Origin of the sequence: Streptomyces sp. PA03-6a (genome assembly GCF_033792765.1) — a bacterium.
GTDB lineage: Bacteria > Actinomycetota > Actinomycetes > Streptomycetales > Streptomycetaceae > Actinacidiphila.
In genome coordinates, this window is the sequence record NZ_JARAVK010000026.1 from 1 (window position 1) to 25,490 (window position 25,490).

At 72.9% G+C, this 25,490-nt stretch carries 26 protein-coding genes and 1 pseudogene; 6 read left to right on the plus strand and 21 right to left on the minus strand.

Features of this window, described 5'->3' with window-relative positions:
* Together PV350_RS09145 and PV350_RS09150 are read right to left on the minus strand one after the other, a co-directional pair.
* Nucleotides 1–614 (minus strand): annotated as a pseudogene (locus PV350_RS09145) (hypothetical protein); the annotation flags it as partial.
* A 191-nt stretch (nucleotides 615–805) separates the two neighbouring features.
* Entirely contained in the window at nucleotides 806–1,399 is a 594-nt protein-coding gene (locus PV350_RS09150; protein ID WP_500333338.1) for a CGNR zinc finger domain-containing protein, read from the minus strand.
* 91 nt (nucleotides 1,400–1,490) lie between these two features.
* Here PV350_RS09150 and PV350_RS09155 point away from each other — a divergent pair, with 91 nt between their 5' ends.
* Nucleotides 1,491–2,240 carry a metallophosphoesterase gene (locus tag PV350_RS09155; protein ID WP_500333339.1) on the plus strand — a complete coding sequence of 250 codons (750 nt, stop codon included), beginning with the start codon at nucleotides 1,491–1,493 and terminating at the stop codon, nucleotides 2,238–2,240.
* Here the strand turns inward: PV350_RS09155 and ggt are convergent.
* On the minus strand, nucleotides 2,222–4,036 hold the full coding sequence (gene ggt / locus PV350_RS09160; RefSeq protein ID WP_499514792.1) for a gamma-glutamyltransferase: 1,815 nt from the start codon (nucleotides 4,034–4,036) through the stop codon (nucleotides 2,222–2,224). The two genes, PV350_RS09155 and ggt, sit on opposite strands and share 19 nt — an antisense overlap.
* A gap of 88 nt (nucleotides 4,037–4,124) precedes the next feature.
* Between ggt and PV350_RS09165 the strand changes: the two genes are divergently transcribed.
* Nucleotides 4,125–4,880: a hypothetical protein gene (locus PV350_RS09165; RefSeq protein ID WP_499514791.1), complete on the plus strand. Its 756-nt coding sequence runs from the start codon at nucleotides 4,125–4,127 to the stop codon at nucleotides 4,878–4,880.
* Nucleotides 4,881–4,931: 51 nt separating this feature from the next.
* Here the strand turns inward: PV350_RS09165 and PV350_RS09170 are convergent, their stop codons facing one another.
* A complete protein-coding gene (locus PV350_RS09170; protein WP_500333340.1) occupies nucleotides 4,932–5,828 on the minus strand; it encodes an SGNH/GDSL hydrolase family protein in 897 nt (298 codons plus the stop codon).
* 209 nt (nucleotides 5,829–6,037) lie between these two features.
* On the opposite strand from PV350_RS09170, the gene PV350_RS09175 reads away from it, so the two are divergent.
* Both PV350_RS09175 and PV350_RS09180 read left to right on the plus strand, forming a co-directional pair.
* On the plus strand, nucleotides 6,038–7,666 hold the full coding sequence (locus PV350_RS09175; RefSeq protein WP_499514789.1) for a CocE/NonD family hydrolase: 1,629 nt from the start codon (nucleotides 6,038–6,040) through the stop codon (nucleotides 7,664–7,666).
* Nucleotides 7,667–7,740: 74 nt separating this feature from the next.
* Nucleotides 7,741–8,487 carry a GntR family transcriptional regulator gene (locus PV350_RS09180; protein WP_499514788.1) on the plus strand — a complete coding sequence of 249 codons (747 nt, stop codon included), beginning with the start codon at nucleotides 7,741–7,743 and terminating at the stop codon, nucleotides 8,485–8,487.
* Nucleotides 8,488–8,559: 72 nt separating this feature from the next.
* Here PV350_RS09180 and PV350_RS09185 read toward each other — a convergent pair whose 3' ends face one another.
* Together PV350_RS09185 and PV350_RS09190 are read right to left on the minus strand one after the other, a co-directional pair.
* On the minus strand, nucleotides 8,560–8,844 hold the full coding sequence (locus PV350_RS09185) for a TfoX/Sxy family DNA transformation protein (RefSeq protein WP_326571765.1): 285 nt from the start codon (nucleotides 8,842–8,844) through the stop codon (nucleotides 8,560–8,562).
* A 29-nt stretch (nucleotides 8,845–8,873) separates the two neighbouring features.
* Nucleotides 8,874–9,395 (minus strand): ATP-binding protein, encoded by a 522-nt coding sequence (locus tag PV350_RS09190; RefSeq protein ID WP_499514787.1) that lies wholly within the window; start codon nucleotides 9,393–9,395, stop codon nucleotides 8,874–8,876.
* A gap of 145 nt (nucleotides 9,396–9,540) precedes the next feature.
* On the opposite strand from PV350_RS09190, the gene PV350_RS09195 reads away from it, so the two are divergent.
* Nucleotides 9,541–10,398, plus strand: a complete 858-nt coding sequence (locus PV350_RS09195; protein ID WP_499514786.1) for a helix-turn-helix domain-containing protein — start codon at nucleotides 9,541–9,543, stop codon at nucleotides 10,396–10,398.
* Between the two features lie 16 nt (nucleotides 10,399–10,414).
* Here the strand turns inward: PV350_RS09195 and PV350_RS09200 are convergent, their stop codons facing one another.
* Both PV350_RS09200 and PV350_RS09205 read right to left on the minus strand, forming a co-directional pair.
* Nucleotides 10,415–10,855 carry a DUF6278 family protein gene (locus tag PV350_RS09200; protein WP_499514785.1) on the minus strand — a complete coding sequence of 147 codons (441 nt, stop codon included), beginning with the start codon at nucleotides 10,853–10,855 and terminating at the stop codon, nucleotides 10,415–10,417.
* A 5-nt stretch (nucleotides 10,856–10,860) separates the two neighbouring features.
* A complete protein-coding gene (locus tag PV350_RS09205) occupies nucleotides 10,861–11,199 on the minus strand; it encodes a cupin domain-containing protein (RefSeq protein ID WP_499514784.1) in 339 nt (112 codons plus the stop codon).
* Between the two features lie 109 nt (nucleotides 11,200–11,308).
* Between PV350_RS09205 and PV350_RS09210 the strand changes: the two genes are divergently transcribed.
* Nucleotides 11,309–12,166, plus strand: coding sequence for a hypothetical protein (locus PV350_RS09210; RefSeq protein WP_500333341.1), 858 nt, complete (start codon nucleotides 11,309–11,311; stop codon nucleotides 12,164–12,166).
* Here the strand turns inward: PV350_RS09210 and PV350_RS09215 are convergent.
* The 13 genes from PV350_RS09215 to iolC form a co-directional block, all read right to left on the minus strand.
* A complete protein-coding gene (locus tag PV350_RS09215) occupies nucleotides 12,091–12,870 on the minus strand; it encodes an exodeoxyribonuclease III (protein ID WP_500333342.1) in 780 nt (259 codons plus the stop codon). The genes PV350_RS09210 and PV350_RS09215 overlap by 76 nt on opposite strands.
* Before the next feature lie 71 nt (nucleotides 12,871–12,941).
* Complete coding sequence (locus tag PV350_RS09220; protein ID WP_500333343.1) at nucleotides 12,942–13,589, minus strand: MBL fold metallo-hydrolase; 648 nt, start codon at nucleotides 13,587–13,589, stop codon at nucleotides 12,942–12,944.
* Nucleotides 13,590–13,716: 127 nt separating this feature from the next.
* A complete protein-coding gene (gene pcaDC / locus PV350_RS09225) occupies nucleotides 13,717–15,000 on the minus strand; it encodes a bifunctional 3-oxoadipate enol-lactonase/4-carboxymuconolactone decarboxylase PcaDC (RefSeq protein ID WP_500333344.1) in 1,284 nt (427 codons plus the stop codon).
* 84 nt (nucleotides 15,001–15,084) lie between these two features.
* Complete coding sequence (locus PV350_RS09230) at nucleotides 15,085–15,606, minus strand: hypothetical protein (protein ID WP_499514779.1); 522 nt, start codon at nucleotides 15,604–15,606, stop codon at nucleotides 15,085–15,087.
* 5 nt (nucleotides 15,607–15,611) lie between these two features.
* Nucleotides 15,612–16,730: an ROK family glucokinase gene (locus tag PV350_RS09235; RefSeq protein WP_499514778.1), complete on the minus strand. Its 1,119-nt coding sequence runs from the start codon at nucleotides 16,728–16,730 to the stop codon at nucleotides 15,612–15,614.
* Nucleotides 16,731–16,929: 199 nt separating this feature from the next.
* The gene (locus tag PV350_RS09240) at nucleotides 16,930–17,709 is read right to left on the minus strand and encodes an ATP-binding cassette domain-containing protein (RefSeq protein ID WP_500333345.1); all 780 of its coding nucleotides are present in this window, start codon (nucleotides 17,707–17,709) and stop codon (nucleotides 16,930–16,932) included.
* Nucleotides 17,706–18,728, minus strand: a complete 1,023-nt coding sequence (locus tag PV350_RS09245) for an ABC transporter permease (RefSeq protein ID WP_500333346.1) — start codon at nucleotides 18,726–18,728, stop codon at nucleotides 17,706–17,708. The genes PV350_RS09240 and PV350_RS09245 overlap by 4 nt, the downstream gene beginning before the upstream one ends.
* Nucleotides 18,725–19,735, minus strand: coding sequence for a sugar ABC transporter substrate-binding protein (locus tag PV350_RS09250; protein ID WP_499514776.1), 1,011 nt, complete (start codon nucleotides 19,733–19,735; stop codon nucleotides 18,725–18,727). Before PV350_RS09250 ends, PV350_RS09245 begins: the two co-directional genes overlap by 4 nt.
* A gap of 86 nt (nucleotides 19,736–19,821) precedes the next feature.
* Nucleotides 19,822–20,622, minus strand: coding sequence for a GntR family transcriptional regulator (locus tag PV350_RS09255; RefSeq protein ID WP_499514775.1), 801 nt, complete (start codon nucleotides 20,620–20,622; stop codon nucleotides 19,822–19,824).
* Nucleotides 20,623–20,723: 101 nt separating this feature from the next.
* Nucleotides 20,724–22,595 (minus strand): 3D-(3,5/4)-trihydroxycyclohexane-1,2-dione acylhydrolase (decyclizing), encoded by a 1,872-nt coding sequence (iolD, locus tag PV350_RS09260; protein WP_500333347.1) that lies wholly within the window; start codon nucleotides 22,593–22,595, stop codon nucleotides 20,724–20,726.
* Nucleotides 22,595–23,500 carry a 5-deoxy-glucuronate isomerase gene (gene iolB, locus PV350_RS09265; RefSeq protein WP_500333348.1) on the minus strand — a complete coding sequence of 302 codons (906 nt, stop codon included), beginning with the start codon at nucleotides 23,498–23,500 and terminating at the stop codon, nucleotides 22,595–22,597. Before iolB ends, iolD begins: the two co-directional genes overlap by 1 nt.
* Before the next feature lie 38 nt (nucleotides 23,501–23,538).
* Complete coding sequence (locus PV350_RS09270) at nucleotides 23,539–24,417, minus strand: Cgl0159 family (beta/alpha)8-fold protein (protein WP_499514772.1); 879 nt, start codon at nucleotides 24,415–24,417, stop codon at nucleotides 23,539–23,541.
* 32 nt (nucleotides 24,418–24,449) lie between these two features.
* Entirely contained in the window at nucleotides 24,450–25,397 is a 948-nt protein-coding gene (gene iolC, locus PV350_RS09275; RefSeq protein WP_500333349.1) for a 5-dehydro-2-deoxygluconokinase, read from the minus strand.
* Nucleotides 25,398–25,490: the final 93 nt, after the last annotated feature.

Sequence of the window (25,490 nt, forward strand, 5' to 3'; positions counted from 1 at the left end):
GGTTCAGTTGTTGACACCGGCCCGGCCGGGGTGCGGGGCGTCGGTACCCGGGGCGTCCGGTCCGCCTCCGGGCGGAACCACCCGTCGGGCGCGGCGGGGCGGGAGCGGAGCGCGTCGAGACGCGCCTGCACCTCCGCGCAGCGCGCGACGGCCCGTTCGCGGTCGTCGCGGGCCCAGGCGAGCTCGTTGCCCAGGCGTTCCGCCTCGGCGGGGGTGGGGGCGCCGCGCAGCGCGGCGGCGACGTCACGCTCGTGCAGCACCGCGTACTGGCGTTCCCGGAGTAAGACGTCCAGCCGTGCACTCAGCGCCGCCTCGCCGCCCGGTACGGCGTCGTGGGCGGCGACGGCGGCGGCATGCAGCCTGCGGGCGCGCTGGGCCGCCTCCTGCGCCGGGTGGGTGCCACGGGCGGTGGCGACGTCCTGGAGGAGGGCGAGGACGACGTCCCACGGCGGGACGTCGGTGCCGTCGAGCCAGGCCCGTACGCCGTCGGGATCACGTTCGGCGAAGACCGCGTACCAGCCGGGCGTGTCGCCCGCCGCGCCGACGAGCCCCCGGAGGTACCCGGCGAACTCGCCGACCTGCTCGATGACCTGGCTGTGCGCCCCGCGCTCCACTGTCGCTCCTCCCTGTCCGCCGCCCGGCGGCGGAAGCGTGTGGTCCGCACGGCATTCGACACCCGCTGTGTTACGGGGGTGCTACGGAGAGTTTTCACGGAAGGGGCAGAGGCTGCACGGGCGCCCGCGCCCCGCGCGGAGGCACGGCGGCGCGCCCCCGGCCGGGGCCGCCGCCAAGGCGTCCCCGGCCCTCAGGACCCGGCCGCCTCCGGGTGGTGACGGCGGTAATGCCGGGCGACGCGGGCCCGGTTGCCGCAGGACGGCTTGCACCACTCCTGACGGCCGTGGGACTTGACGAAGTACCGGACGCACCGGGGCGCGGTGCAGGCACGCAGCCGTTCCCGCTCGGGTCCGGCCAGGAAGTCGACGGCCGCGCGGGCCAGTTCGGCGACGATCCGGGCGGCGGGGTCGTCGCGCTCCGCCCCGGGCACGAGGCGGGCCACGGGAGCCTGCTCCGCCTCCCACACGAGCCGGGGGACGACGGGGACCCGCGCCGCGGCGGCGTTGAGGTGCGCGAGGGCCTCCTCCGCGGGCATCGGACGCCGGGCGTCGGCGGAGCTGGACGGCCCGGGCGCCACGGCGCGGGCGAACAGGGCCCGGACGGCACGGCGGAGTGCGAGGACGTCGGCGAGGGCGGTGTCGTCCGCGGTGAAGCCGCCGGGCCCGGGAAGGTGTTCCCGGACCCACGCCGTCAGCGCGGACGGGTCGCCGAGGTCGTCGGCGACCCCTCCGTCGCCGTCGTGCCGGATGGTGCTCACCAGTTCCAGGGCCAGGTAGCGCTCCACTGCGCCTCTCCTCTTGATCGTCCGCCCGCCGTACCCTACCGTTCTAATGTTAGGACTCAGATTAAGCATTAAGCCTGGAGGGGAGCGGCCCATGCTGCTGCTGGCTCACATCAGCGACCTGCATCTCGACGGCACCGAACGCTCGACGGAGCGCGCCACCCGCGTCATGGCGTACCTGCGCGGGCTTCCCCGGCCGCCGGACGCGCTGCTGGTCACCGGGGACATCGCCGACCACGGCGCCTCCGGCGAGTACGAGGAGGCGGCCCGGATCCTGGAAGCTCCCTTCCCTGTGCTCCCCTGCCCGGGCAACCACGACCGGCGGGCCGCCTACCGCAAGGCGCTGCTGGGCGAGGCCGAGGCGGCGGGACCGGTGAACCGGGCGCACCTCGTCGCCGGGACCGCGGTGCTGATGTGCGACTCGACGATCCCGGAGGAGGACGACGGCCTCCTGGACGAGGAGACCCTGCGGTGGCTGTCCTCGACGCTGGACGGGCTGGTCCCCGGCACGCCCGCGCTGGTGGCCTTCCACCACCCGCCCGTCGCGCTCCACCATCCGCTGCCCGACGGCTACCGGCTGGGCGGGCCCGGGGCCCTGGAGGAACTGCTGGCCGCGCACCCCGAAGTGATCGCCGTCCTGACCGGGCACGCGCACACGCCCGCCGCCACCATCTTCGCCGGGCGGCCGCTGATCGCCGCGCCCGGGGTGACGTGGACGCTGCGCATGCCGTGGGAGGGCGAACGGGACGGCTCGGTCGCCGACCGCTCGGCGCCGCCCGGCGTCGCCTTCCACGTGCTGGACGACGAGCGGCGCCTGACGACCCACTACCGCGTGGTGCTCTGAACCACCATCGCCGAACCGCCGCCGCGGCGCACCGTCTCGGCGGCGGCGAGCCAGCGGCCGTCCGGCAGCCGCTGGACGCCCGTCGTCGCACCGATCTCACCCGCGTCGGCGAAGCTGTGCCCGATGTCCTTCAGCTCCGCGGCCACGTCGCTCGCGAGGAAGGCCGGCTCGACCTGCGTGGTCGCGGCGTTGCGCTGGCTGGCGCGCGGCGCGGCGATCGCGTCCACCAGCGGCATCCCGCGGTCGACGTGCTCGGTCAGCACCTGCAGCACGGTGGTGATGATCGTGGCGCCGCCGGGCGAGCCGAGCGCGAAGTCGACGCGGCCGTCCTTCAGCACGATCGTCGGCGACATCGAGGAGCGCGGCCGCTTCCCGGGGCCCGGCAGGTTGGGGTCGTGCACCGAGGCGCTCGCCGGGACGAACGAGAAGTCGGTCAGCTCGTTGTTGAGCAGGAAACCGCGCCCGGGGACGGTGATGGCGCTGCCACCGGTCTGCTCGATGGTCAGCGTGTACGCGACCACGTTGCCCCACTTGTCGGCGACCGTGAGGTGCGTGGTGCTGTCGCCCTCGTACGTCGTCGGTGCGGCCTTGCCGCCACTGCCGCAGCGCGCCGGGTGGTACGGGTCGCCCGGGGCGACCGGACTGGTCAGCACCGCGTCGTCCTTGATCAGGCAGGCCCGGGAGTCCGCGAACGACTGCGACAGCAGCCCCGCGGTCGGGACCTTCTCGAAGGCCGGGTCGCCGACCCAGCGGCCGCGGTCGGCGAAGGAGATCCGGCTCGCCTCGAGGAAGCGGTGCAGGTACTGGGCGTCGGAGAGCCGGGAGAGCCTGCCGGTCCGCTCCAGGATGTTCAGCGCCTCGCCGACGGTGGTGCCGCCGGAGGAGGAGGGCGCCATGCCGTAGACGTCCAGGCCGCGGTAGGAGACCCGGGTCGGGTCCTGCGGCTTGGCCTTGTAGGCCTTCAGGTCCGCCGTCGTGAGGTCGCCGGGGCGGACGACCCGCGTCGCGGCCGGGTCCACCGGCGGCTTGCGCACGGTGTTCACGATGTCGGCGCCTATGCCGCCGCCGTAGACGGCGGAGACGCCCTTGCGGCCCAGCTCGTCATAGGTACGGGCGAGGTCGGGGTTCTTGAGCGTGGAACCCACCACGGGCAGCTGCCCGCCGGGCAGGAAGAGCGCGGCGGTGGCCGGGAAGTCCTTGAAGCGCGCCTGGTTGGCTTCCGTCTGGCTGCGGAAGGTGGCGTCCACGGTGAACCCGTCGTGCGCGAGGCGCTCGGCGGGTCGCAGCACGTCACCCAGGCTGCGGCTGCCCCAGGATCGCAGGGCGGTGTCCCAGGTCGCGGGGGTCCCGGGGACGCCGACGCTCAGACCGCTGGTGACGGCGTCGTTGAAGGGCAGCGGCTGGCCGTTCTCGACGAAGAGCTTGTCGGTGGCGCTCTTGGGGGCCGTCTCGCGGCCGTCGATGGTGTGGACCTTGCGCTGCCTCGCGTCGTAGTAGACGAAGTAACCGCCGCCGCCGATGCCCGAGGAGTACGGCTCGGTGACGCCCAGGGCGGCAGCGGTGGCGACCGCGGCGTCCACGGCGTTCCCTCCGCGGCGCAGCACCTCGATGCCGGCGGCGGAGGCGTCGGCGTCGACGCTGGAGACCGCGCCCCCGTAGCCGACGGCGAGCGGGACCTTGGCGGGTGTGGCGTCCCGGGCCCGGGCGTCCGCCCCCGGCGGGGCCGCGGCCACCGACAGCGCGGCGGTGGCGGTTACGGCGAGCAGCGACAGACTCCGTACAGCGTGACGACGCATACGTGGACCTCCACTGGGGCGACCGTCCGGGCAGCCTAACCCCACCCTGCCTTCCTCGTCAGGAACGCCTCAACTACGATCCCGGCCCATGAGCGACGACGTGCGCAACTTCGTCCTGGGACTGGCCGCGAGCGGTATCAGCGCCGCGCTGGGCTGGTTCGTCCGCACGTACCTGTGGCGGCGCAAGCTGCGGCGCAAACAGCGCTTCTTCGGGCTGCCCACCGGCTCGGAGTGCCTGCTGGTGATCAACCGCGATCCGGGCTCGACACGGGGATGGAGCGTGGCGCGCCATGACGTCTTCGCGCTGATCGAACTGTCCGCGCTGATCAAGGAGTGCGGGGCGCACGCCGAGATCCTGCCCCACGACACCGCCTGGCAGGGCTTCGGCGCGCGCACCGAGTTCTGCGTCGGCGGTCCGATATCCAACCACCGCATGGCGGCGCACCTGCGCTCGATGCTGCCCGGTTTCCAGGTCAACGACTTCACCGGGCCCGTCGAGGACCAGGGCGCGCTGACCGTGGGCGGCGAGACCTACCGCATGGAGAAGGGCAAGGTGGAGTACGTCTTCCTGGCCCGGCTGGCCGCCAACGAGAACACCGGGAACAACCGCCCGGTCTTCCTCGCCTCCGGCCAGCGCGGAGTGACCAACCAGGCCGCCGTGCGCTACCTCGCCCGCCACTACCAGCGGCTGTCCCGTAAGTACGGGGTGGACGGCACCTTCTGCCTGCTCCTGAAGGTCGTCAACTCGGACGCCTATGGACCCGACGTGGTGGAGGTCGTCGCCGACGTCACCCGCGAGGCCAAGACCCCCGCCAGCCCGCCGGTGGCCGTCACCGCGGAGTGACGGCCTGGGACCGGGCGGACGGCCGCGGGGGCACGGGCCCCCGCGGCCCCGTCATATGCGGCCGCGCACGCAGAGCCGGTCCAGAACGGCAGCGGCCATGGCCTTCTCGCCCAGCGCGTTGGGGTGGGCGGGCGCGGCCGGAGCGGCGGGCGTGAGCGGCTCGATCCAGCGGACGCCGGGGGCCGTGCACATGTCGTGGCCGACGGTCGGGGTGTAGGTGTCGACGTAGGTCGCGTGGGCGGCCTTGGCACGACGGGCCAGCATGGCGTTGAGCCGCTTCTCGGTGTCCCGGAGGTAGGCGAAGTCCTTGTCGGCGAAGGGCACGGCCGGGCGGCAGCCGACCCCGCTGTCGGGGAGCAGCGCCGGGTAGCCGACGACCACGACGCGCGCCCGCGGCGCGCGGTGGTGGATGGCGTCCAGCACGGCGTCGATCTTCGGTGCCGTCTGCTCCACGGCGGTCCGCAACTGGTCCGTTCCGCCGGCCGTGTAGTACTTCTCGCAGGGATTGCCGGTCGGGTCGGAGACCGCGGCGCCGGCGCAGGTGCGGATGATGCTGCCGAAGCCGACGTCGTTGCCGCCGATCTGCAGCGTGATCAGGGAGGTCCGCCGGTTCAGGGCGTCCAGCTGCGGCGGGTTGCCGCCCTGCGCCTTCCACATCTCGGCGGTGGTGGCCCCGCCGCAGCTCACGTCGGTCAGGGTGGTGCCTCTCAGCCGCCCGGCCACCAGCGAGGGGTAGTTCCGGTTCGACCGGGCGCAATTGGCGTCCACCTGGTCGGGGATGAGCGGTCCCGACGTGTACGAGTCCCCGAGCGCGACGTACGCGTCCCGGTGGCCGTTGCCTTGATGGTGGCCGTCCCGCGAGTGCGCGGTGGCCGGAACCGCGCTCACCGCGGTGAGCACGAGCGCGGCCGCCGCCGCTCCCAGGATCGATGCACGTCCGACACCCATCGGGCCCTCCCCCTGTCGACGCTGACGGGTTCAGATTCGGCGTCCCGCGTGGCCGAAGTCAATGGATGCGTCGCAAGTTCGCTCGATGGACTGACGTTCCCTCAGCTCAAGGCAATCGTTACTGGCGCGTAACATGCAGAGGTATTACCAACGGTAAGCGGCTCTGGTTACTCTCCAGTCACTTTGTCACGGGGACATCTGGAGCCGCCATGAGAGCGCCTCGTACCACCGCGGGAACGTTTTCCGCCGTCCTGCTCGCCACCGCGGCACTGGGCATCGCGACCCCCGCCGCGCACGCGACCCCGGTCGCAGGTCCAGGCCTCACGGCCGGCACAGTCCACGCGGCGGGCACCGCCGCCCCTTCCGTCCGCTTCGTCGACATCCCCGGAGCCGGCGGGATCACCCTCAAGGGGAACGTCTTCACCCCTTCGGGTAACGGCGGTCGCGACGCAAGTGCGCGCTATCCCGCCGTCGTCCTCCCCAGCAGCTGGGGCCTGAACGACCTGCAGTACCTGGCCCAGGCACAGAAGCTCGCCGACTCCGGCTACGTCGTGGTGAGTTACACCGCGCGCGGCTTCTACCTCTCCGGCGGGACGATCGACGTCGCCGGGCCGCTGGACGTCGCGGACATATCGAAGGTCATCGACTGGACGCTCGCCAACACCCGCGCAGACCCCGGCCGGATCGGCATGGCCGGCGTCTCCTACGGTGCCGGGCTGACCCTCATGGGCGCCGCGCACGACCCGCGCGTCAAGGCGGTGGCGGCACTCAGCGGCTGGGCGGACCTGACCGAGTCCATCTACGGCGGCCGCACCCAGCACCTGCAGTCCTCCCTGCTGCTCGGCGCCGCCGGATACCTCACGGGCCGGCCCAGCGCCGAGTTCCAGCGGGTGCTCACCGACTTCCTGGCCTCCGACTACGACCAGGAGGACGAGCTGATCGCCTGGAGCCGCCTGCGCTCCCCCGGCACCTACCTCGACCGGATCAACGCCAACGGCACCGCCGTGATGCTCGCCAACGCCTGGGGCGACACGATCTTCTCGCCCAACCAGCTCGCCTCGTTCTACGACCGGCTGACCGTCCCCAAGCGCCTGGAGTTCCGCCCCGGCGACCACGCGACACCGGAGATCACGGGGCTGTTCGGGCTGCCCAACGACGTCTGGTCCGACACGCGGCGCTGGCTGGACCACCACCTCAAGGGCGTCGACAACGGCATCGACAAGGAGCAGCCGGTCCGCCTGGCCTCCCGCAGCGGTGGCGGCTACGAGGGGTACGGCAGCTGGGCGGCCGTGCCCTCGGCCACCCGTGAGCTGCCGCTGGACGGCACCCGCCGCATCGCCGCGAACGTCGACTCGGGCGCGGACGGCGGCATCATCTTCCTCTCCTCGCTCGCCGACCAGCTCGCGCAGGCGCCGCCCGTCGTCTCCGTACCGCTGTTGCCGCGCGCCTTCGCGGCGGTCTGGCAGAGTCCCCGCGACCAGACCGTGCAGCAGGTCCGCGGCACCCCCGTGCTGCACACGACGGTGACGCCCTCGGCCTCCCGGGGCACCTTCGTGGCCTACCTGTACGACGTGAACCCCCTCGGCATCGGCAAGCTGATCACGCACGCCCCCTACACCTTCACCGACCGCACCCCGGGGACCCCCTTCGCGGTGGACCTGGAGCTGTACTCCACCGCCTACGACGTCCCGGCCGGCCACCGCCTGGCCGTGGTCGTGGACACCGTCGACCCCCTCTACATCGAGCACAACCCGGCCTTCTCCGCGCTGGCCCTCTCCTCCCCGGCGGCGGACCCGTCACGGCTCTCCCTGCCGCTTCGCCGGCCGTCACTCCCGTAGCGTGCGTACCTCGGTACGCAGCTGTGGCCTGCGTACCTAACGTCGTGCCAGGAACGGGAGAGAGGACAGCGGGGATGGCCGAGCCGGCGCCGGTGTACCAGTGGATCGCCGACGACCTCATGCGGCGGATCGACGAGGGACTCCTCAAGCCCGAGTCCCGCATCCCCTCCCGTTCCCGGCTCAAGGAGGCCTACCGGGCGAGCGACCAGACCGTCGACCGGGCGGTGCGCGTGCTGAAGGCCGCAGGCTACGTCGAAGGGCAGTTCGGGCGCGGGGTGTTCGTGATCGACCGTTCGGCCCGCGGGACGCTCGACCGCGGCACCGGCGCCGTCGACTCGCCCTTCGCCACACGGGTCGCCGGTGACGCGGCAGCGGTGGACTGGGAGTCCTCGACGGTCACCACGACCGCCCCGCCGGCCATCGCCGAGCGGCTCCGCATCGCCACCGGCGACCCGGTGGTGATGACCCGTTACGAGTACCTGGCGAACCGCCGGCCCGTGCAGCTCGCGACCAGTTGGGAACCGCTGGCCATCACCGACGGCACGGACGTCGCGCACCCCGAACGCGGCCCCTACGCCCGCCGCGGTGTGCGGGGACGGCTGGCCGCGATCGGGGTCCGCGTGGTGCGGGCCCGCGAGGTCCTGGAGTCGCGGCCCGCCACCGGCTGGGAGGCGCAGACCCTCGGCTGTGCGCACGGCCAGTGCGTGACGGCGGTCCAGCGGACGTACTTCGACGCCGACGACCGCGCCGTGGAGACCTCGGACACGGTGATCCGCGCCGACCGCTGGCGGGTGGCGTACAGCATCGACTTCTCGTCCTGACCGGCTGCCGGGCGGGCGCACGGCCGGGTCCGGCGGGGCCGCGCCCCTCGGCCCGGTGGTGGCGCGCGATCGCTAACGGCCTCCGGCTGCGGCGCCCGCGTGGCCCTCGCCGAGTACCCGGCCGACCAGCGCGTCGCGGTCGGCCTTGGGGATGGCGGTCCAGCGGGTACCGCGGATCGCGCCCTCGAGGGCGAGCAGGGTGTGGGTGCAGGCGTCCTCGGGAAGCCCTTCGCGGATCATCGCGAAGGCCCCTCCGGATCCGAGGCGGCGCAGCTCGTCGGCGTCCGGCACACCGGCGCTGCGGAGGCGCTCGGCCAGGACCGCGCCGATGTTGGGCATCTGCTGCAGGGAGTCCATGACCCCATCATGCACCTCCCGACGCCCCGTCAGACGGCGATCTCGGCCCAGACACGCTTGCCGCCCGGCAGGAGGTCTGTCCCCCAGCGGTAGGTGAGGGCGGAAACCACCTGAAGACCGCGGGCGCTCCCCGTCGTGTCGGGGACCCGCCCGGTCAGCACCAGGCAGGGCGGAGTGCGGGAGCCGTCGCGGACCGACATGTGCACCAGCGTCAGCCGCCGCGACAGCGTGACGCCCACACGCCGGCCCCCGGCGTGCCGCACGGCGTTGGAGACGAGCTCGGCGAGGACGATGCTCGCGGGGTCCATCAGGTACCCGAGGTCCCACGCGTCCAGGGTCGCCGCCAGGATGCGGCGCGCCTGGGCGGGCGCCAGGTCGTCGGCGGGCAGGAAGACCTCGCCCAGCAGGACGGTGGCGGGTGGGGCCGGGACGGGTTCGGCCGCCGGACCCTGGGTATGGAGGGTATCCGGAGGGGACTCGTCTCCGGCACCTCGGTCGGCGCCGGGGGCGACGCGCCGGAACGGGGGCTGTGCGGCCAGGTTGTCCCCCATGTGACCACCTCACAGGTGTCGTAGGTGGCGCCGAGCATTCCGTGAAGCACACGTGCACGCGATACCCCCGCGCTATTCTCACCACGACATACCCGCTGGTAACGCCGGTGGAAGGAACCGGCGCCGGTACGGACGGGAGTCGTGGATGTCGGGACCGGTTTCTGGCGATGCCGTCGAGATCCCCGCGTGGGCCTGGGAGCGCGAGGAGATACGGGAGGCCCTGCGGGCCCGCGACGCCGGGGCGATCCTGCGGTTCGCGCAGCAGTACGGCGGCGCGAGCCAGTCACGCATCGCCGCCGCGACGGGGCTGCTGCAGGGCCGGGTCAACGAGATCGTGCGGGGGCGCCGCTCGGTGGTGCGGTTCGACGTGTTCGAGCGCATCGCGCAGGGCCTGCGCATGCCGGACCACGCACGGATGCTCATGGGGCTCGCGCCGCGCCGCCTGCGCTCGTACGGCGTCCGCGACCTGATGGACCATCCGCAGGTCGCGGCGGTCGCGCTGACCAAGCCCGAGGCGGCCGCGGAGATCCGCGAGGTGGCCGCGAGCGCCGACGCGGTCGACGTGGTGGGCGTGCGCGCCCTGGGCCTGGTGGCGCTCGGCGACTCGCTGCTGCGCGGGCCGCTGACCCGCGACGGCCGGACCGGGGCCCCCCGCATGCGGCTGCTGTTGCTGCACCCGGAGAGCCCCGCGGTCGCCCGGATCGCGGAGGAGGTCGGCGAGACACCGCGCTTCTTCGCGTCGAGCCTGCGCTTCGCGGAGGACATGCTCGCCGCCCTCGCCGATGAAGGAACGATTCAGCTGGAGGTCTACCGCTACCGCACCGCGCCGGTGTGGCGGTTGGTGCGCCTCGACGGTGCCGCCTTCGTCTCCGTCATCGGACCGCCGGCGGACCCGCGGGGCTCGCTGGTCTACCGGCTCTCCGCCACACCGCCCGGCTCGGTGCTCTACGGCTTCGACCGCTGGTTCGAGGCCATGCTCGGCGAGGCCGAGCGCGTCATCTAGGAACGCCGGGCGGCGCTCAGGCCTCGGACGCCTCGGCGTGGACCTGGGACAGCTCCGGTGTGCCGCTCTCCGCCCACTCGTGGCCGGCCTCGACGACGTCGAGTTCACGGCCGGAGGCCAGCAGGATGACGGGCCGGCCGTTGGGCCAGATCTGCCAGCTCGCGCCCGGCACGGTGCGCACGATGACCGTGCCGAGGTAGAGCCCGGCGTCGTTGCCGAGCCAGGACAACTCGTCCGGGTCGTCGCGCCAGCGCGGCACCAGTTGGTCCAGGCGCTCCAAAGAGACGGCCGTGTCGTCGAGTTCCACGCCCTCGGCCTCGGCCCTGGCGCGCAGCAGTTCGCACTCGGAGAGCAGTTCCGCGACTCCTTCCGGGTCCTCGGCGAGGGACTCCGGTACGGCCGCGCCGCGGACCTCGCCGTACCGTTTGCGCCACCTGTCCAAGAAGGAGATGTCCATGGGCATCAGCCTATGGCGTAGGCCTTGCGGAGTGTCTCGTGGACGGTCCATGTCGTGCGGTCTCCTTCGCGGAGGACGCAGACGTCGCCCGGGCCGAGCTCCAGGGTCGGTCCGCCCTCCACCTCGACGGTGGCCCGGCCGCTGACGACCACGAACATCTCGTCCGCCTCGGTGTCGGTCACCACGCCGGGGGTGATCTGCCAGATCCCCCTCGAACGGGTGCCGTCGGGCGACTGCCACAGCACCGTTCCGGTGACCTCCGGGGAGCCGGAGACGATCTGCTCCGGGTCCAGGGGGTCGGGTTCGAGCACGGCGGCGGCGATGTCGACGGAGAAGCTCTTCATGGCCGGGAGCGTACGCGCGGGCGTATGCCAACGGTAACGACACGTTGTATACGTTCCGTTGCCGCACAATACGTAACGTAAGGCTGCCCCGCGCGAGAAGGGCCATGCAATGCGGGATGAACGGGAAGCCGCGGCACGGGCGGCGGACCGCGCCTGGCGGCTGCTGGAGGAACTGGCGGCACGGGCACCGGGGACGGTACGGCTGGCACCGGGCGCGGACGACGCCGAGATCGCGGCGTGGGACGTGCCGCTGCCCGACGAGGTGCGGCACCTGGTCGCCAGGGTGCGGTCGATCCGCATCGGGGGCCTGGACGAGTACCGGCTGGCCCCGGAGCGCGGGCTGCACCCCGGTGGCTGGGCGGTGGGGCCGCCCGGCTCCGCGCACCTGCTGCACGAGTCGGGCGGGGACACGCTCTTCGTCGACGTGGACGAGGGCACCGGCGCCTGGGGCCGGGTGTTCGCAGCGACCGGGGTCTTCCTCGACACCTGGGCGTACGTCGCGCCGTCACTGGTCGACTGGGTCACCCTGCTGGCCCGGGCCGGGCTCACGGCCCTGGAGCGCACGGCGCCGGAGCCGGATCCGGATCCCGAACGGGCGGACGGCACGGCTCCGGACCACACGGCCGTGCTGGAGCGGCTCGCCGAGACCTCACACGTCTTCTCCTACCGGCCCGACCTGCGGGGCACGCCCGTGGGACAGGCCCGGCCGGACGCCGACCCGGAGCTGGCCGGCGCGCTGGCCGGGCTGCCGGACGACGCCCTGGTGGTGGACCTGCGCGAGGTGGCGCACCCGGCCACCTTGCACCTGCCCTGCCCGCCCGGCCTGCGCGGCTACGTCGAGTTCCAGCGCAGGGCCGGCGGGCGCTTCGCGGTGGGCCTGCCCCGGAGCGGTCAGACGTCGAGGTCGACCACGACGGGGGCGTGGTCGGAGGCGCCCTTGCCCTTGCGCTCCTCACGGTCGACGTAGGCGTCGGAGACCGCCTTGCCGAAGGCCTGGTTCGCGTAGACCAGGTCGATCCGCATGCCGCGGTTCTTGGGGAAGGCCAGCTGGCGGTAGTCCCAGTAGGTGTACGGACGGTCGTACTTCAGCGGGCGGGGCACCACGTCGCTGAGCCCGGCCTCGCGCAGGTGCGCCAGCGCCTCCCGCTCCGCGGGGGTGACGTGGGTCAGCCCCTCGAAGACCGAGGGGTCCCACACGTCCTCGTCGGTGGGCGCCACGTTGTAGTCGCCGAGGACAGCGAAGGGGCGCCCGCCCGCTGCGTCCTGCGCGACCGCCGCGCGCAGCGCCTCGAACCAGCGCAGCTTGTAGGCGTAGTGCTCGTGGCCGACCTCACGGCCGTTGGGCACGTACACCGACCAGACCCGGACCGGGCCGCAGGTCGCCGAGACCGCGCGGGGCTCGTCGACCTCCTCGTACAACGGGCCGCCGGGCAGGCCGACGACGACGTCCTCGAGACCCACCTTGGACAGCAGGGCGACGCCGTTCCACCGGCCGGTGGCGTTGACGGCGGTCTCGTAGCCGAGGGCGCGCAGCTCGTCGAACGGGAACTGCGCCTCGGCGCACTTGGTCTCCTGGATGCACAGCACGTCCGGGCTGTTCTTCTCCAGCCAGGGCAGCAGCCGCGGCAGGCGGGCGGTGATCGAGTTGACGTTCCAGGTGGCGATGCGCATGGACCCGAATCTACCGCCCGCCTCCGACAACCGGCCCCGCGGCGTTCCCCGGGGCCGTCCGCGGCGGGTCGTCAGCCCAGGTCGGCGCTGTCGCCGGGGGCCAGCCTGCCGTGCTCCGCGCCGCCGACACCGGGCCCGTCGGGGCCGAGCAGCCGGTCGTAGACGGTACGCGCGATGTCGCTGAGCAGCCCGTCGTGCACGTCGATGGCACGGGCCGGCTTCACCTCGCGGAGGTAGTCGATGACCTCGGAGACCTTGCTCCAGGGGGCGTGCACCGGCAGCAGCAGCGTCTCGACGGACCGGCCGGGCACGGTGAGCGCGTCGCCGGGGTGGAAGACGGAGCCGTCGAGGAGGAAGCCCACATTGGTGATGCGCGGGATGTCGGGGTGGATCACGGCGTGCATCTGGCCGTGCACCTCGATGTCGAAGCCGGCCGCGCTGAAGGTGTCGCCCTCGCCGACGGTGTGGACCCGGCCCGGGAAAGCGGCCGACACCTGGTCGGCGACGCTCTTCAACGTCCAGATCTCGGCGGCGAGGTCGGCCTCCAGGGCGGCGCGCAGCTGCTGCTCGCTGAAGTGGTCCGCGTGCTCGTGCGTGATGAGCACCGCCTCCGCCCCCGTCGCGGCCCCCGGCTCGGTGAAGGCTCCGGGGTCGATGACGAGCACGCGCCCGTCCTTCTCCAGGCGGACGCAGGCATGGCCCCTCTTCGTCAGCTTCATGACTCTCCTCCGGAGCGGTGATCCTTTGCATGGCCATCATGGCCGGGCCCGTGCGCACCGCACACGCCGCATCCAGGTGGGGATGGCAATGGGCTGACGGGGCGACCGGGCCGCCGTGCGCGCGGGCTCACTCCCGTGGCCGAGTCTCCTCCCGGATGACACGCCGCGCCACCGCGAAGGCGGAGGTGGCGGCGGGCACCCCGCAGTAGACGGCGGTGTGCAGCAGCACCTCCTCGATCTCGGCCGGGGTGAGGCCGCCGCGCAGCGCGGCCCGGGTGTGCGCGGCCAGTTCCGTGTGGTGGCCGCCGGCGACGAGTGCGGTCAGGGTGACGACGCTGCGGGTGCGCCGGTCCAGCCCGGGCCGGTTCCAGACCTCGCCCCAGGCGTAGCGGGTGACGAACTCCTCGAAGTCCCCGGCGGACTCCTCGGCCTCCTCCGCCGCCCGGTCGACGTGGGCGTCGCCCAGGAGCTCGCGCCGGGTGCGGTCGCCCTCCGCGTACGCGTCCGGGCGTTCGCCCGCGGTGCCGCCCCGGTGCTGCGGCGCGGGCCGTACGGGGGCCGCCGCCGGAACGGGCTCGGGGGCCGCGGGTGCGGGCTGCGCCGGGAGGGCCACGGCGACGGGCTGCTCGGTCCAGGTGGCCTCGAAGTGGCGCGCGAGGAGTTCGCCCACGGCGGCGGGCTGCTCGACCGGCACCAGGTGCGAGGCCCCGGGGACGACCGCGAGCCGCGCGTCCGGTATCCCGGCGACCAGGGCCCGGGCGTCGGCGGGCGGCGTCACCTGGTCCTCGGCGCCGCCCAGGACCAGCGTCGGCACGGTGATCAGGCCCAGCTCGGCGCGCACGTCATGGGCGGCCAGCGCCTCGCAGGCGGCGATGTAGCACTCGGGGTCGACGGCGCGGGCCATCTGCACGGACCAGTCCACGATGGCGGCCTGGGCGGCACGGAAGGCGGGGGCGAACCAGCGCTCGGGGGTGCTCAGGGCGATCTGCTCCAGGCCGTTCGCACGGACGACGACGCCGAGCTGCCGCCATGCGTCAGGTGTCCCGAAGCGGGCGGCCGAGGAGACCAGCGCGAGCGAGGCGACGCGCTGCGGGGCGCGCAGCGCGAGCTGGGTGCCGATGGCGCCGCCGAAGGCGCAGCCCGCGTAGCCGAAGCGCTCGACGCCGGCCTCGTCCAGGGTGCGCAGCAGGCGTTCGGCGAGGTCTGCGGTGGAGGCCGAGGGGTCGGCGGGGGCACCGCCGTGCCCCGGGAGGTCGTACCGAAGCACCCTCCACTGCCGGGTCAGCTCGGGTATCTGCCGGTCCCACATGTGCCACGTCGTGCCCAGTGAGGGGCCGAGGACCAGGACCGGGGCGTCCTGCGGGCCGTCGATGCGGTGCTGGAGGGTCTTGGGGGTCTGCTCGTCGGTCACTCGCTCCACGCTATCGAGGCGTTCGCGGGCACGGACGTCCGGGCCCCGTGACGGCGCGGGACCCTTGCGGCGCCTGGGCGCCGGTCAGCGGAAGTTTATCGTGGACACGACATAGACCACGGGGTGGTCCGTGTTGGAGAGGTCGACCGTGATGTTGTGGTCCGGCTTGTCGCCGTGCTGCTTGAGCTTGAGACCGGCCCACCGGCGGTCCGTGCCGAAGGTCCAGCGCACCATGCGGGCCTGCTTCGGGCTCACGGTCACGTCGCCGTCCTCGAGGGCGGAGCGGCTCGTGCCGACCTGGGCGAGGAAGGTGTCCAGGCCGCCCTGGTTGGTGCGGAACTGCACGTAGAAGGAGCTGGAGGCCCAGTTGTTGGTCTCCAGGTACGCCACCGGCGTCGACCCGGACGGGATCGGCACCTCGTAGATGCGCCGCTGCACCTTGGTGGGCCACAGGTAGGTGAGCGTGGTGGCGGCCGCCTGCTGCTGCTTCTCCTCGCCGCTGTCCCGGCTCTGCTCGGCGGAGATGATCACGTAGCCGATCGGCACCAGGATCAGCAGCGGGACGACCGTCCACTGCACCCAGCGCGGCGGCTTCCTCGGGGGCATGGCACTCACTTGCCGACGACCTTCGCGTAGCGCTCGTACCGCTCGACCCGCCGCCGGTTGGCCCGCCGGAAGCGGCGCGCGACCAGCCGCGCCAGGTCCGCGGCGCCGACCATCCCGGCCTCGGGGCCGAGTTGCGCCTTGACGATACGCGCCTCCGGCCGGTAGCCGCGGCCGGTCAGATGGCGCCGGAAGGCGTCGCGGGCCGGGGCGATCAGCAGGTCGTCGGCCGCGCTGACACCGCCGCCGATGACGAAGCAGGAAGGATCCAGGGCGGCGGCAAGGTTGGCGATGCCGACGCCCAGCCACTGGCCGATGTCCTGGAAGAGCTCGACGCACATCGGATCACCCTCACGGGCGAGCTCCGTGATGAGCGGTCCGGTGATCTCCCGGACCTGGCCGTCGACCCGGTCGATGATCCCGTACGCCACCGGGGACTCCGCCGCCGCGAGTTCGCGGGCCTCACGCACCAGGGCGTTGCCCGAGCTGTACTGCTCCCAGCAGCCGCGGTTGCCGCAGGCGCAGCGGTGGCCGCCGGGCACGACCTGCATGTGGCCGAACTCGCCCGCGACGCCGTAGCGGCCCCGCTTGACCTGGCCGTCCTCCAGGATGGCGCCGCCGATCCCGGTGCCCAGCGTGATCATGACGAGGTCGTTCTCACCGCGGCCGGCGCCGAAGCGCCACTCCGCCCACGCGGCGGTGTTCGCGTCGTTGTCCACCATGACGGGGACCCGCAGGCGCTCGGTGAGACGGGCCTTCAGCGGCTCGTCGCGCCAGGACAGGTGAGGGGCGAAGAGCACCCGGGAGCGGTCCGCGTCGACCCACCCGGCCGCGCCGATGCCCACGGCGTGCACGTCGTGCCGCTCGGACAGGTCGAGGACGAGCTCGGTGATGGTGTCCTCGACCACCTTCGGGCTCTTGCTCTTGTCCGGGGTCTCGGTGCGCAGCTTCTCCAGGATGGTGCCGTCCGCGTCGACGACGCCGGCCATCACCTTGGTGCCGCCGATGTCGATGCCGACGGTGGGGACCCGGGGCGCGGTGAGGTGCGAGCGTCGCTCGCGGCGGCCCACCGTGCTCAGGAGTGTGGAACTGCTGGAGGAGCGGGCGGCTCCTCGGTACATGCTCATCGGTTCACCCCCGTGGATCCGATCCCGGACTCGGTCCCGAACTGCTGCTCGGTCGTCGCTCGCAAGGCTCGTCTCTCCGGGGTCGGGGGCGTTTCTCCGAGTGATTCTAAGTGCCGGGGCCCGCGGGGGCGTGGCCCGCTGCCCCGGGCGTCGGCGGAGCGGGGGCGCGGGTGGACGGCCGTTGGCCGCCCACCCGCCCTCACGGCGCCGGGCGGCGCAGTTCGTGCGCGAGGGCCTCGAGGTCCGAGCCGCCCGCCATCTCCCGGGTGAGCTCGTCCACCGTGATCCCGTCCCTGGTGTAGGAGCCGGTCATCGTGCCGCGGCGCAGCAGGACGAAGCGGTCGCCGACGAGGTGGGCGTGGTGGGGGTTGTGCGTGATGAGGACCACACCCAGCCCGGCGTCCCGGGCCGCGGCGACGTACTTCAGGACGACGCCGGACTGCCGGACGCCGAGTGCCGCCGTGGGCTCGTCGAGGATGAGCACCTTGGCCCCGAAGTGCACGGCCCGGGCGATGGCGACGCTTTGCCGCTGCCCGCCCGACAAGGTGCCGATGGGCTGGTCCACGTCGCGCAGGTCGATCCCCATGTCGCGCAGTGCCGTGCGCGTGGTCTCCCGCATCATGGCGACGTCGAGGCGCTTGAAGGGGCCGCGGCCCTTCCTCGGCTCGGAGCCGAGGAAGAAGTTCCGCCACACCGGCATCAGCGGGACGACGGCCAGGTCCTGGTAGACCGTGGCGATGCCGCGGTCGAGGGCCTCGCGGGGGGAGGCGTGGCGTACGGGCACGCCCTCGATCTCGTAAGCGCCCCCGTCGTGCTGGTGCAGCCCGGCGATGATCTTGATCAGGGTGGACTTGCCGGCACCGTTGTCGCCGAGGACGCAGGTGATCTCCCCCGCGTGCACCTCCAGGGAGACGCCCTCCAGGGCGCGTACGTGCCCGTACGCCTTGCTGACGTCGGTCAGCTTCACCAGGACCGTCACTTCGCCGCCTCCGCCCGCATGCGCACCCAGGCGTTGAGCAGCGTCGCCAGCAGCAGCATGGCGCCCAGGAAGAACTTGAACCAGTCCGGGTTCCACTCGGCGTAGACGATGCCCTTGCTGGTCATGCCGAAGATGAACGCGCCGACCGCCGAGCCGATGGCGGAGCCGTAGCCGCCGGTCATCAGACAGCCGCCGATCACGGCGGCGATGATGTACAGGAACTCGTTGCCGATGCCCTCTCCCGACTGCACGACGTCGAAGGAGAAGAGCAGGTGCTGCCCGGAGATCCACGCGCAGAAGGCGACGGCCATGTACAGGCCCGTCTTCGTACGGGTGACGGGGACGCCGACCGCGCGGGCCGCGTCGGGGCCGCCGCCGGAGGCGAAGATCCAGTTGCCGGCGCGGGTGCGCAGCAGGACCCACGTGGCGACGGCGACCAGCGCGATCCACCACAGGATGGTCACCTGAAGGTCGACGTCGCCGATCGTCAGGTGCGAGGCGAACAGCGCCCGCGCCGACGCGAAGCCCTCCATGTCGGAGATGGACTTGGTGCTGACCGTGCCGTCGATGAGCTTGGTGAAGCCCAGGTTGAGGCCGGTGAGCATCAGGAAGGTGCCCAGCGTGATGATGAAGCTCGGCAGCTTCGTGCGGGCCAGCATGATGCCGTTGAAGAAGCCGATGGCGAGGGTGACGAGCAGCGAGACGCCGACGCCCACCCAGACGTTCGCCGTCATCTGGTAGCTGAACATCGACGACACCAGGGCGGAGGACGTGACCAGCACGCCCGCCGACAGGTCGAACTCGCCGCCGATCATCAGCAGTGCCACCGGCACCGCCATGATCCCGATGGTGGACGCCGCGTAGAGGACGGTCCCCAGGCTCGCCGGCCGCAGGAAGGAGTCGGCCGCCACGGAGAAGAAGACGAAGACGGCCACGGCGCCGACGACCGCCCCGAGCTCGGGGCGGCTGAGCAGGCGGTGCCCGAGCCGTCTCGGGGGCGCGAGGCTGTCCGCGGTCATCGGGTGCCCCGCTTCGCGTAGTCCTTCAGCGCGGCCGCGTCGTCCTTGGTGACGATCTGCGGGCCGGTGAGCACGGGCCTGCCACCGCCGAGCACGTCGGCGTTGTACCGGTAGAGCCACAGCAGGTCGACGGCCTCGTAGCCCTGCAGGTATGGCTGCTGGTCGACGGCGAAGCCGATGGTGCCGTCCTCCAGCGCGCCCGCGACCTGGCCGTTGAGGTCGAAGGTGTCGACCTCGGCCTGGCTGCCCGCCTGGTCCTTCGCCTTGGCGGCGGTGGCGGCGTAGGGCGCGCCCAGGGTCACGACGGCGTCGATGGAACGGTCGGCCGCCAGCTTGGCCTGGAGGGCGGACTGGACGTCCGGCATGTTGGTGCCGTTGACGTAGAGGTTCTCCGTCGTGCCCGCGAAGGTGTTCTTCACGCCCGCGCAGCGCTGCTCGTGGCCGACGTTGCCCTGCTCGTGGAGCACGCACAGGACGTGCTTCCTGCCGCGCGCCGTGAGCTCGTCGCCGACGGCCTCGCCGGCGACGGTCTCGTCCTGGCCGATGTGCGCCAGGGCGCCGTACTCCTTGGACTGGGCGGACCCGGAGTTGATGGTGACGACCGGGATGCCGGCCTTCTCCGCCTTCAGGACGACGTCCTTCATGGCCTCGGGCTTGGCGAGCGTGACGACGAGGCCGTCGACCTTCTGGTCGATGGCGGTCTGCACCAGCTGCGCCTGGTCCTTGCCCTGGTCGCTGTTGGAGTACAGGAATTTGATGTTGTCCTTGGCCGCGGCCTGCCGGGCGCCCTTCTGGACGATGTCCCAGAAGCTGTCCCCGGCACCGGCGTGGGTGACCATGGCGACCGTCCACTTCGGTGTGTCGACGGCCGATCCGTTGGCCTGGGCCTCCTTGGCCCGCTGCTCCGCGCGCAGGCCCCCGGTGCTGCTGCAACCCGCCAGCGCCACACCGATGACCACTGTCAGTAGCGCACCGAGCGCACGCTTTCCCCTGTTCGCGCTCTCCACGTCGTGCCTTTCCCTGCAGGTCTTGGAACCGACCAAGTATCCGTCACAGGGTGCGATGCTTGCGGAAGGGGGGGTTCCGCGGTCGTTCAGGCCCGTACGAGGAGCTGGAACTCGAAGGCGTAGCGGGAGGCGCGGTAGATGTGCGTGCCGTACTCGACGGCCCGTCCCGTGTCGTCGTACGTCGTCCGGCTCATGGTGAGCAGCGCGGCCCCGGGGTCCTCGGCGAGCAGCTCGCCCTCCGCCTCGGTGGCGCACCGGGCGCCGACCGACTGACGGGCGCTGTGCAGGGTGATCCCGGCGGCGCGCATCATGCGGTACAGGCCGGTGGACTCCAGCCTGGCGTTGTCCAGGGACAGCAGTCCCGGCGGCAGGTAGTTGCACATGTGGGCCATCGGCTCACCGTGGGTGAAGCGCAGCCGTTGCAGGACGACGACGTCGCTGCCCTCGGCGAGGCCGAGCGCGGCGGCGACCTGGGCGGAGGCCGGCTCGGTCTCGTTGCGCAGCACCTGGGTCGCGGGGCTCTGCCCGGCCGCCTGGAGGTCGTCGAAGAGGCTGCTCAGCTCCAGGGGCCGCTTGACCTGGCTGTGCACGACCTGGGTGCCCACGCCGCGACGGCGCACCAGCAGTCCCTTGTCCACGAGGGACTGGATGGCCTGCCGGACGGTCGGCCGGGAGAGGCCGAGCCGTCCGGCGAGTTCGATCTCGTTGCCCAGGAGGCTGCCCGGGGCGAGCCTGCCGTGCTCGATGGCGCCCTCCAGCTGCTGGGCGAGCTGGTAGTACAGCGGCACCGGGCTGGAGCGGTCCACCTCGAACTCGAGCGGCGCGGACTCTGCTTTGGACACAGGGGGAGCGTATCCGCCGGTCTCGATCTCAGGAAACTCTGACATCACATTGTCCGAACATTTGGGTCCACCCCTTCTCGAAGGGCCCGCGGGCGGGCCGGTGCGGTCGGTGGCGCGGTCGGTGGTGCCGGGTTCCGGGAGCCGTCTCACAGGTGGCGGCGGCGGTCGCCCAGGTGCCGTTCGTAGGACTTGCGGGCCTCGACGGCCGCCTCCCGCGAGGCGGTCTCGGCGACCGGCACGTCCCACCAGGCCTGGGCGGCGGGGGCCGTCGGCGTGGGGTCGGTCTCGACGTACACGCAGGTCGGGCGGTCGGAGGCACGGGCGGCGGCCAGCGCCTCGCGCAGCTCGCGCACCGTCCGGGCGCGCAGCACGTCCATCCCGAGGCTGGCGGCGTTGGCGGCGAGGTCCACCGGGAGCGGGTCGCCGGTGAAGGAGCCGTCGGCGGCCCGGTAGCGGTAGGCGGTACCGAAGCGCTCGCCGCCGACCTCGGAGGACAGTCCGCCGATGGAGGCGTAGCCGTGGTTCTGGATGAGGAGGAGGTTGACGTTCACGCCCTCCTGGACCGCGGTCACGATCTCCGTCGGCATCATCAGGTAGGTGCCGTCCCCGACGAGCGCCCACACCGGCCGGTCGGGCGCCGCCATGCGCACGCCGATGGAGGCGGGGATCTCGTAGCCCATGCAGGAGTAGCCGTACTCCAGGTGGTACTGCCGCGGTGAGCGGACGCGCCACAGCTTGTGCAGGTCACCGGGGAGGGAGCCGGCGGCGTTGATGACCACGTCGTCGTCGCCGACCACCGAGTCGAGCGCGCCGAGCACCTGCGTCTGGGTGGGGCGGTCCGTGTCGTCCGCGGCGTACGCGGCGTCGACCACACGCTCCCAGCTCTCCTTGCCCGCGCGGTACTCGGCCTCGTACGCCGGGTCGACGCGGTGTCCCGCCACGGCCCCGGCGAGGGCTTCGAGGCTCGCGCGGGCGTCGCCGACCAGGGTGCGGGCACCGAGCTTGTGGGCGTCGAAGCCGGTGACGTTGAGGTTGAGGAAGCGCACCCCGGGGGCGGCGAAGAGCGTGGAGGAGGCGGTGGTGAAGTCGGTGTAGCGGGTGCCCACGCCGATGACCAGGTCGGCGGTGCGCGCGATGTCGTCGGCCACGGCGGTGCCGGTGTGCCCGACGCCGCCGAGGTCGGCCGGGTGGTCGTGGCGCAGCGAGCCCTTGCCGGCCTGGGTGGACGCCACCGGGATGCCGGTGGCCTCGGCCAGCGCCTGAAGGGCCGGCTCGGCCTCGCTGTGGTGGACGCCGCCGCCCGCGATGATCAGCGGGCGCCGCGCGGCGCGCACCGCCTCGGCGGCCGCCGCGAGTTCGGCGGCCTCGGGGGCCGGGCGGCGTACGTGCCAGACGCGCTCGGCGAAGAACTCCTCCGGCCAGTCGTACGCCTCGGCCTGGACATCCTGCGGGAGGGCGAGCGTGACGGCGCCGGTCTCGGCGGGGTCGGCGAGCACCCGCATCGCCTGGAGCGCGGACGGGATCAGGGCCTCGGGCCGGGTGACCCGGTCGAACCAGCGGGAGACCGGGCGCAGCGCGTCGTTGACGGAGACGTCGCCGTACTGGGTGTGCTCCAGCTGCTGCAGCACCGGGTCGGGGAGGCGGTTGGCGAAGGAGTCGCCGGGGAGCAGGAGCACCGGCAGCCGGTTGACGGTGGCGAGCGCGGCGCCGGTGACAAGGTTGGTGGCGCCGGGGCCGATGGAGGTGGTGACGGCCTGTGCGGACAGCCGGTTGAGCTGGCGGGCGTAGCCGACGGCGGCGTGCACCATGGCCTGCTCGTTGCGGCCCTGGTGGTAGGGCATCTCCTGGCGGTACTCCACCAGGGCCTGGCCGATGCCGGCGACGTTGCCGTGGCCGAAGATGCCCCACGTGCCGGCGACGAGCCGGCGGCGGACCCCGTCGCGCTCGGTGTACTGCGCGGACAGGAACCGCACCAGCGCCTGGGCGACCGTGAGGCGTCGTACGGACTGGCTGCTCATCAGGACCTCTCGGGGGCTTCGCCGGTGGCGGCGGGGGCGGTGTACAGGGGCAGGCGCGGGTCGACGGGCTGGTCCGGCCAGGTGGCGCGGACCCAGGCGTGGTCGGGGTGGTCGCAGATCAGCCAGGCGCGCTCCTCCCCCGGGCCCGCCATGACGTTGAGGTAGTACATGTCGTGGCCGGGGACGGCCATCGAGGGGCCGTGCCAGCCGTCGGGGATGAGGACGACGTCGCCGTGCCGGACCTCGGCGAGGACGTCGGTGTTGCGGCCGTTGCCGGAGGGTGACACCCGCTGGTAGCCGATGCCCTCCTTGCCGTGCGCCGGGGCGATCTCGAAGTAGTAGATCTCCTCCAGGCGCGATTCGCCCTCGCGGTCCTCGTCGTGCTTGTGCGGCGGGAAGGACGACCAGTTGCCCGCCGGGGTGAGCACCTCGACCGCGATCAGCCGGTCGCACTCGAAGACCCCGGCGGCGCCGAAGTTGTTGACCTGGCGGCTGCAGCTGCCGCTGCCCCGCAGCTCGACGGGGACGGCGGAGGCCGGTCCGTAGCGGGCGGGCAGCCGCCGGTCGCAGCGGGCACCGGTCAGGGCGAAGCGGCCGCCGGAGGCGGTGGTGACGATGACCGTCTCGTCGCGCGGCACGTACGCGAAGTCGCTGACGCCGGCGAAGACGCTCTCGCGCCCGGCGAGCCGGAACGTCCCTTCTGCGGTGGAGACCTCGCAGCCACCGGAGAGCGGCAGCACGATCCACTCGCTGTCACCCGTGGCGAACTCGTGCCGCCCGCCGGGCCCGAGTTCCAGGATCCGCAGCGAGGAGTGGTCCCAGCCGGCCCGTCCGGGGTCGACGTCGACGGCGTACGGGCCGGCGGCGGCCTTCCCTGCGGCCAGGTGGTTCTCGGTGCTGGTCATGGCGTGAGCCTCGCACTTCTCGCGGTTCGACCGGGACGTCACAGCAGGCCGACGGCGGTGTCGACGGCGGTCTCCACACCGCCCTCCGCCGGGTAGAGGAGGGTGCGGCCGACGACCAGGCCCTGGACGGTGGGCAGGCGCAGCGCCTTGCGCCACTTCTCGTAGACCGCGTCCTGTTCCCTGCCCACCTCCCCCCCGAGCAGGACGGCGGGGAGGGTGGAGGTCTCCATGACGGTGGCCATGTCGTCGACGTCATCGGTGACGGGCACCTTGAGCCAGGTGTAGGCGGAGGTCCCGGCGAGCCCGGAGGCGATGGCGATGGACTTGGTGACGGCCTCCGCGCTCAGGTCGTTGCGCACCCTGCCGTCGACGCGGCGGGATATGAAGGGCTCGACGAAGACCGGGAGCCGGTGCTCGGCCATGTCGTCGATGGCGCGGGCGGTGGCGACCATGGTGCTCAGCGAGCCGCTGTCCTCGTAGCTGATGCGCAGCAGCAGCTTGCCCGCGTCGAAGCCGAGCCGGGCTATGTCCTGGGCGCGGTGGCCGGTGAAGCGGTCGTCGAGCTCGAAGGATGCGCCGGCGAGGCCCCCGCGGTTCATCGACCCCATGACGACCTTGCCCTCGAGCGCGCCGAGCAGCAGCAGGTCCTCCAGGATGTCCGCGGTGCCGAGGACCCCGTCCACGCCGGGGCGGGAGAGCGCGGTGCACAGCCGCTCCAGCAGGTCGACGCGGTTGGCCATGGCGAACTCCCGGTCGCCCACGGCGAACGCGCCCCGCGCTGGGTGGTCCGCGGCCACGATCATCAGCCGGCCGCTGTCGCCGACGAGCGGGCGGCGGACGCGGCGGGCGGCGGCCTCGGCGATCGCCTCGGGGTGGTGGGTCCGCACCTTCACCAGGTCGGAGATGCTGATGCTCAAGAGGAGCTCACTTTCGGGCAGAGAACGGACCGTCAGCCGCGGTCGAGGAGGTCCTGGACCTCCGACGCGGTGGGCATCGCGGAGGAGCAGGCCAGGCGCGACGCCACGATCGCGCCGGCGGCGTTGGCGTGGCGCATGATCCGCTCCAGGTCCCAGCCGGCGAGCAGCCCGTGGCAGAGGGAGCCGCCGAAGGCGTCGCCCGCGCCGAGCCCGTTGACCACTTCGACGGGCACCGGCGGGACCTCTGCGGTACTGCCGTCGCGGTGGACGGCCAGGACGCCCTTGGGGCCCTGCTTGACGACGGCCAGTTCGACACCGGCGGCGAGCAGCGCCTCGGCCGCGGCGCGTGGTTCGCGCACCCCCGTGGCGATCTCGCACTCGTCGAGGTTGCCGACGGCGACGGTGGCCGAGGCCAGCGCCCGTGCGTAGTGGGGACGGGCCTCGTCCGGGTCCTTCCAGAACATGGGGCGCCAGTCGAGGTCGAAGACGGTGGTGCCGCGCCGCGCCCTGGCCTCGAGGGCGGCGAGGGTGGCGGTGCGGCTGGGCTCCGCGCACAGGCCGGTCCCGGTCATCCAGAAGATGCGGGCGGTCCGGACGGCGTCGAGGTCCAGTTCGGCGGCGTGGATCTCGAGGTCGGGGGCCTTGGGGAGCCGGTAGAAGTAGAGCGGGAAGTCGTCCGGCGGGAAGATCTCGCAGAAGGTGACCGGCGTCGGGTACGCGGCGACGGGGGTGACGTAGCGGTCGTCGACCCCGAACTCCTTGAGGGCCTGGTGGCAGTAGGCGCCGAAGGGGTCGTCGCCGGTGCGGGTGATGACGGCGGTGCTGCGGCCGAGGCGGGCCGCGGCGACCGCGACGTTGGTGGCGGAGCCGCCGAGGAACTTGCCGAACGTCTCGACCTGGGGCAGCGGCACACCGGTCTGCAGGGGGTAGAGGTCCACCCCGATCCGGCCCATCGTGATCAGGTCGTACGGCTCGGTCATGGGCGTGACTCCTCGTCGTGCGTCACCGGGGGGTCGCTCTGCGGCCCTGTCAGGTCTAGCCCGCCCGGTCGCGCGATGTCAACACTATGTCCT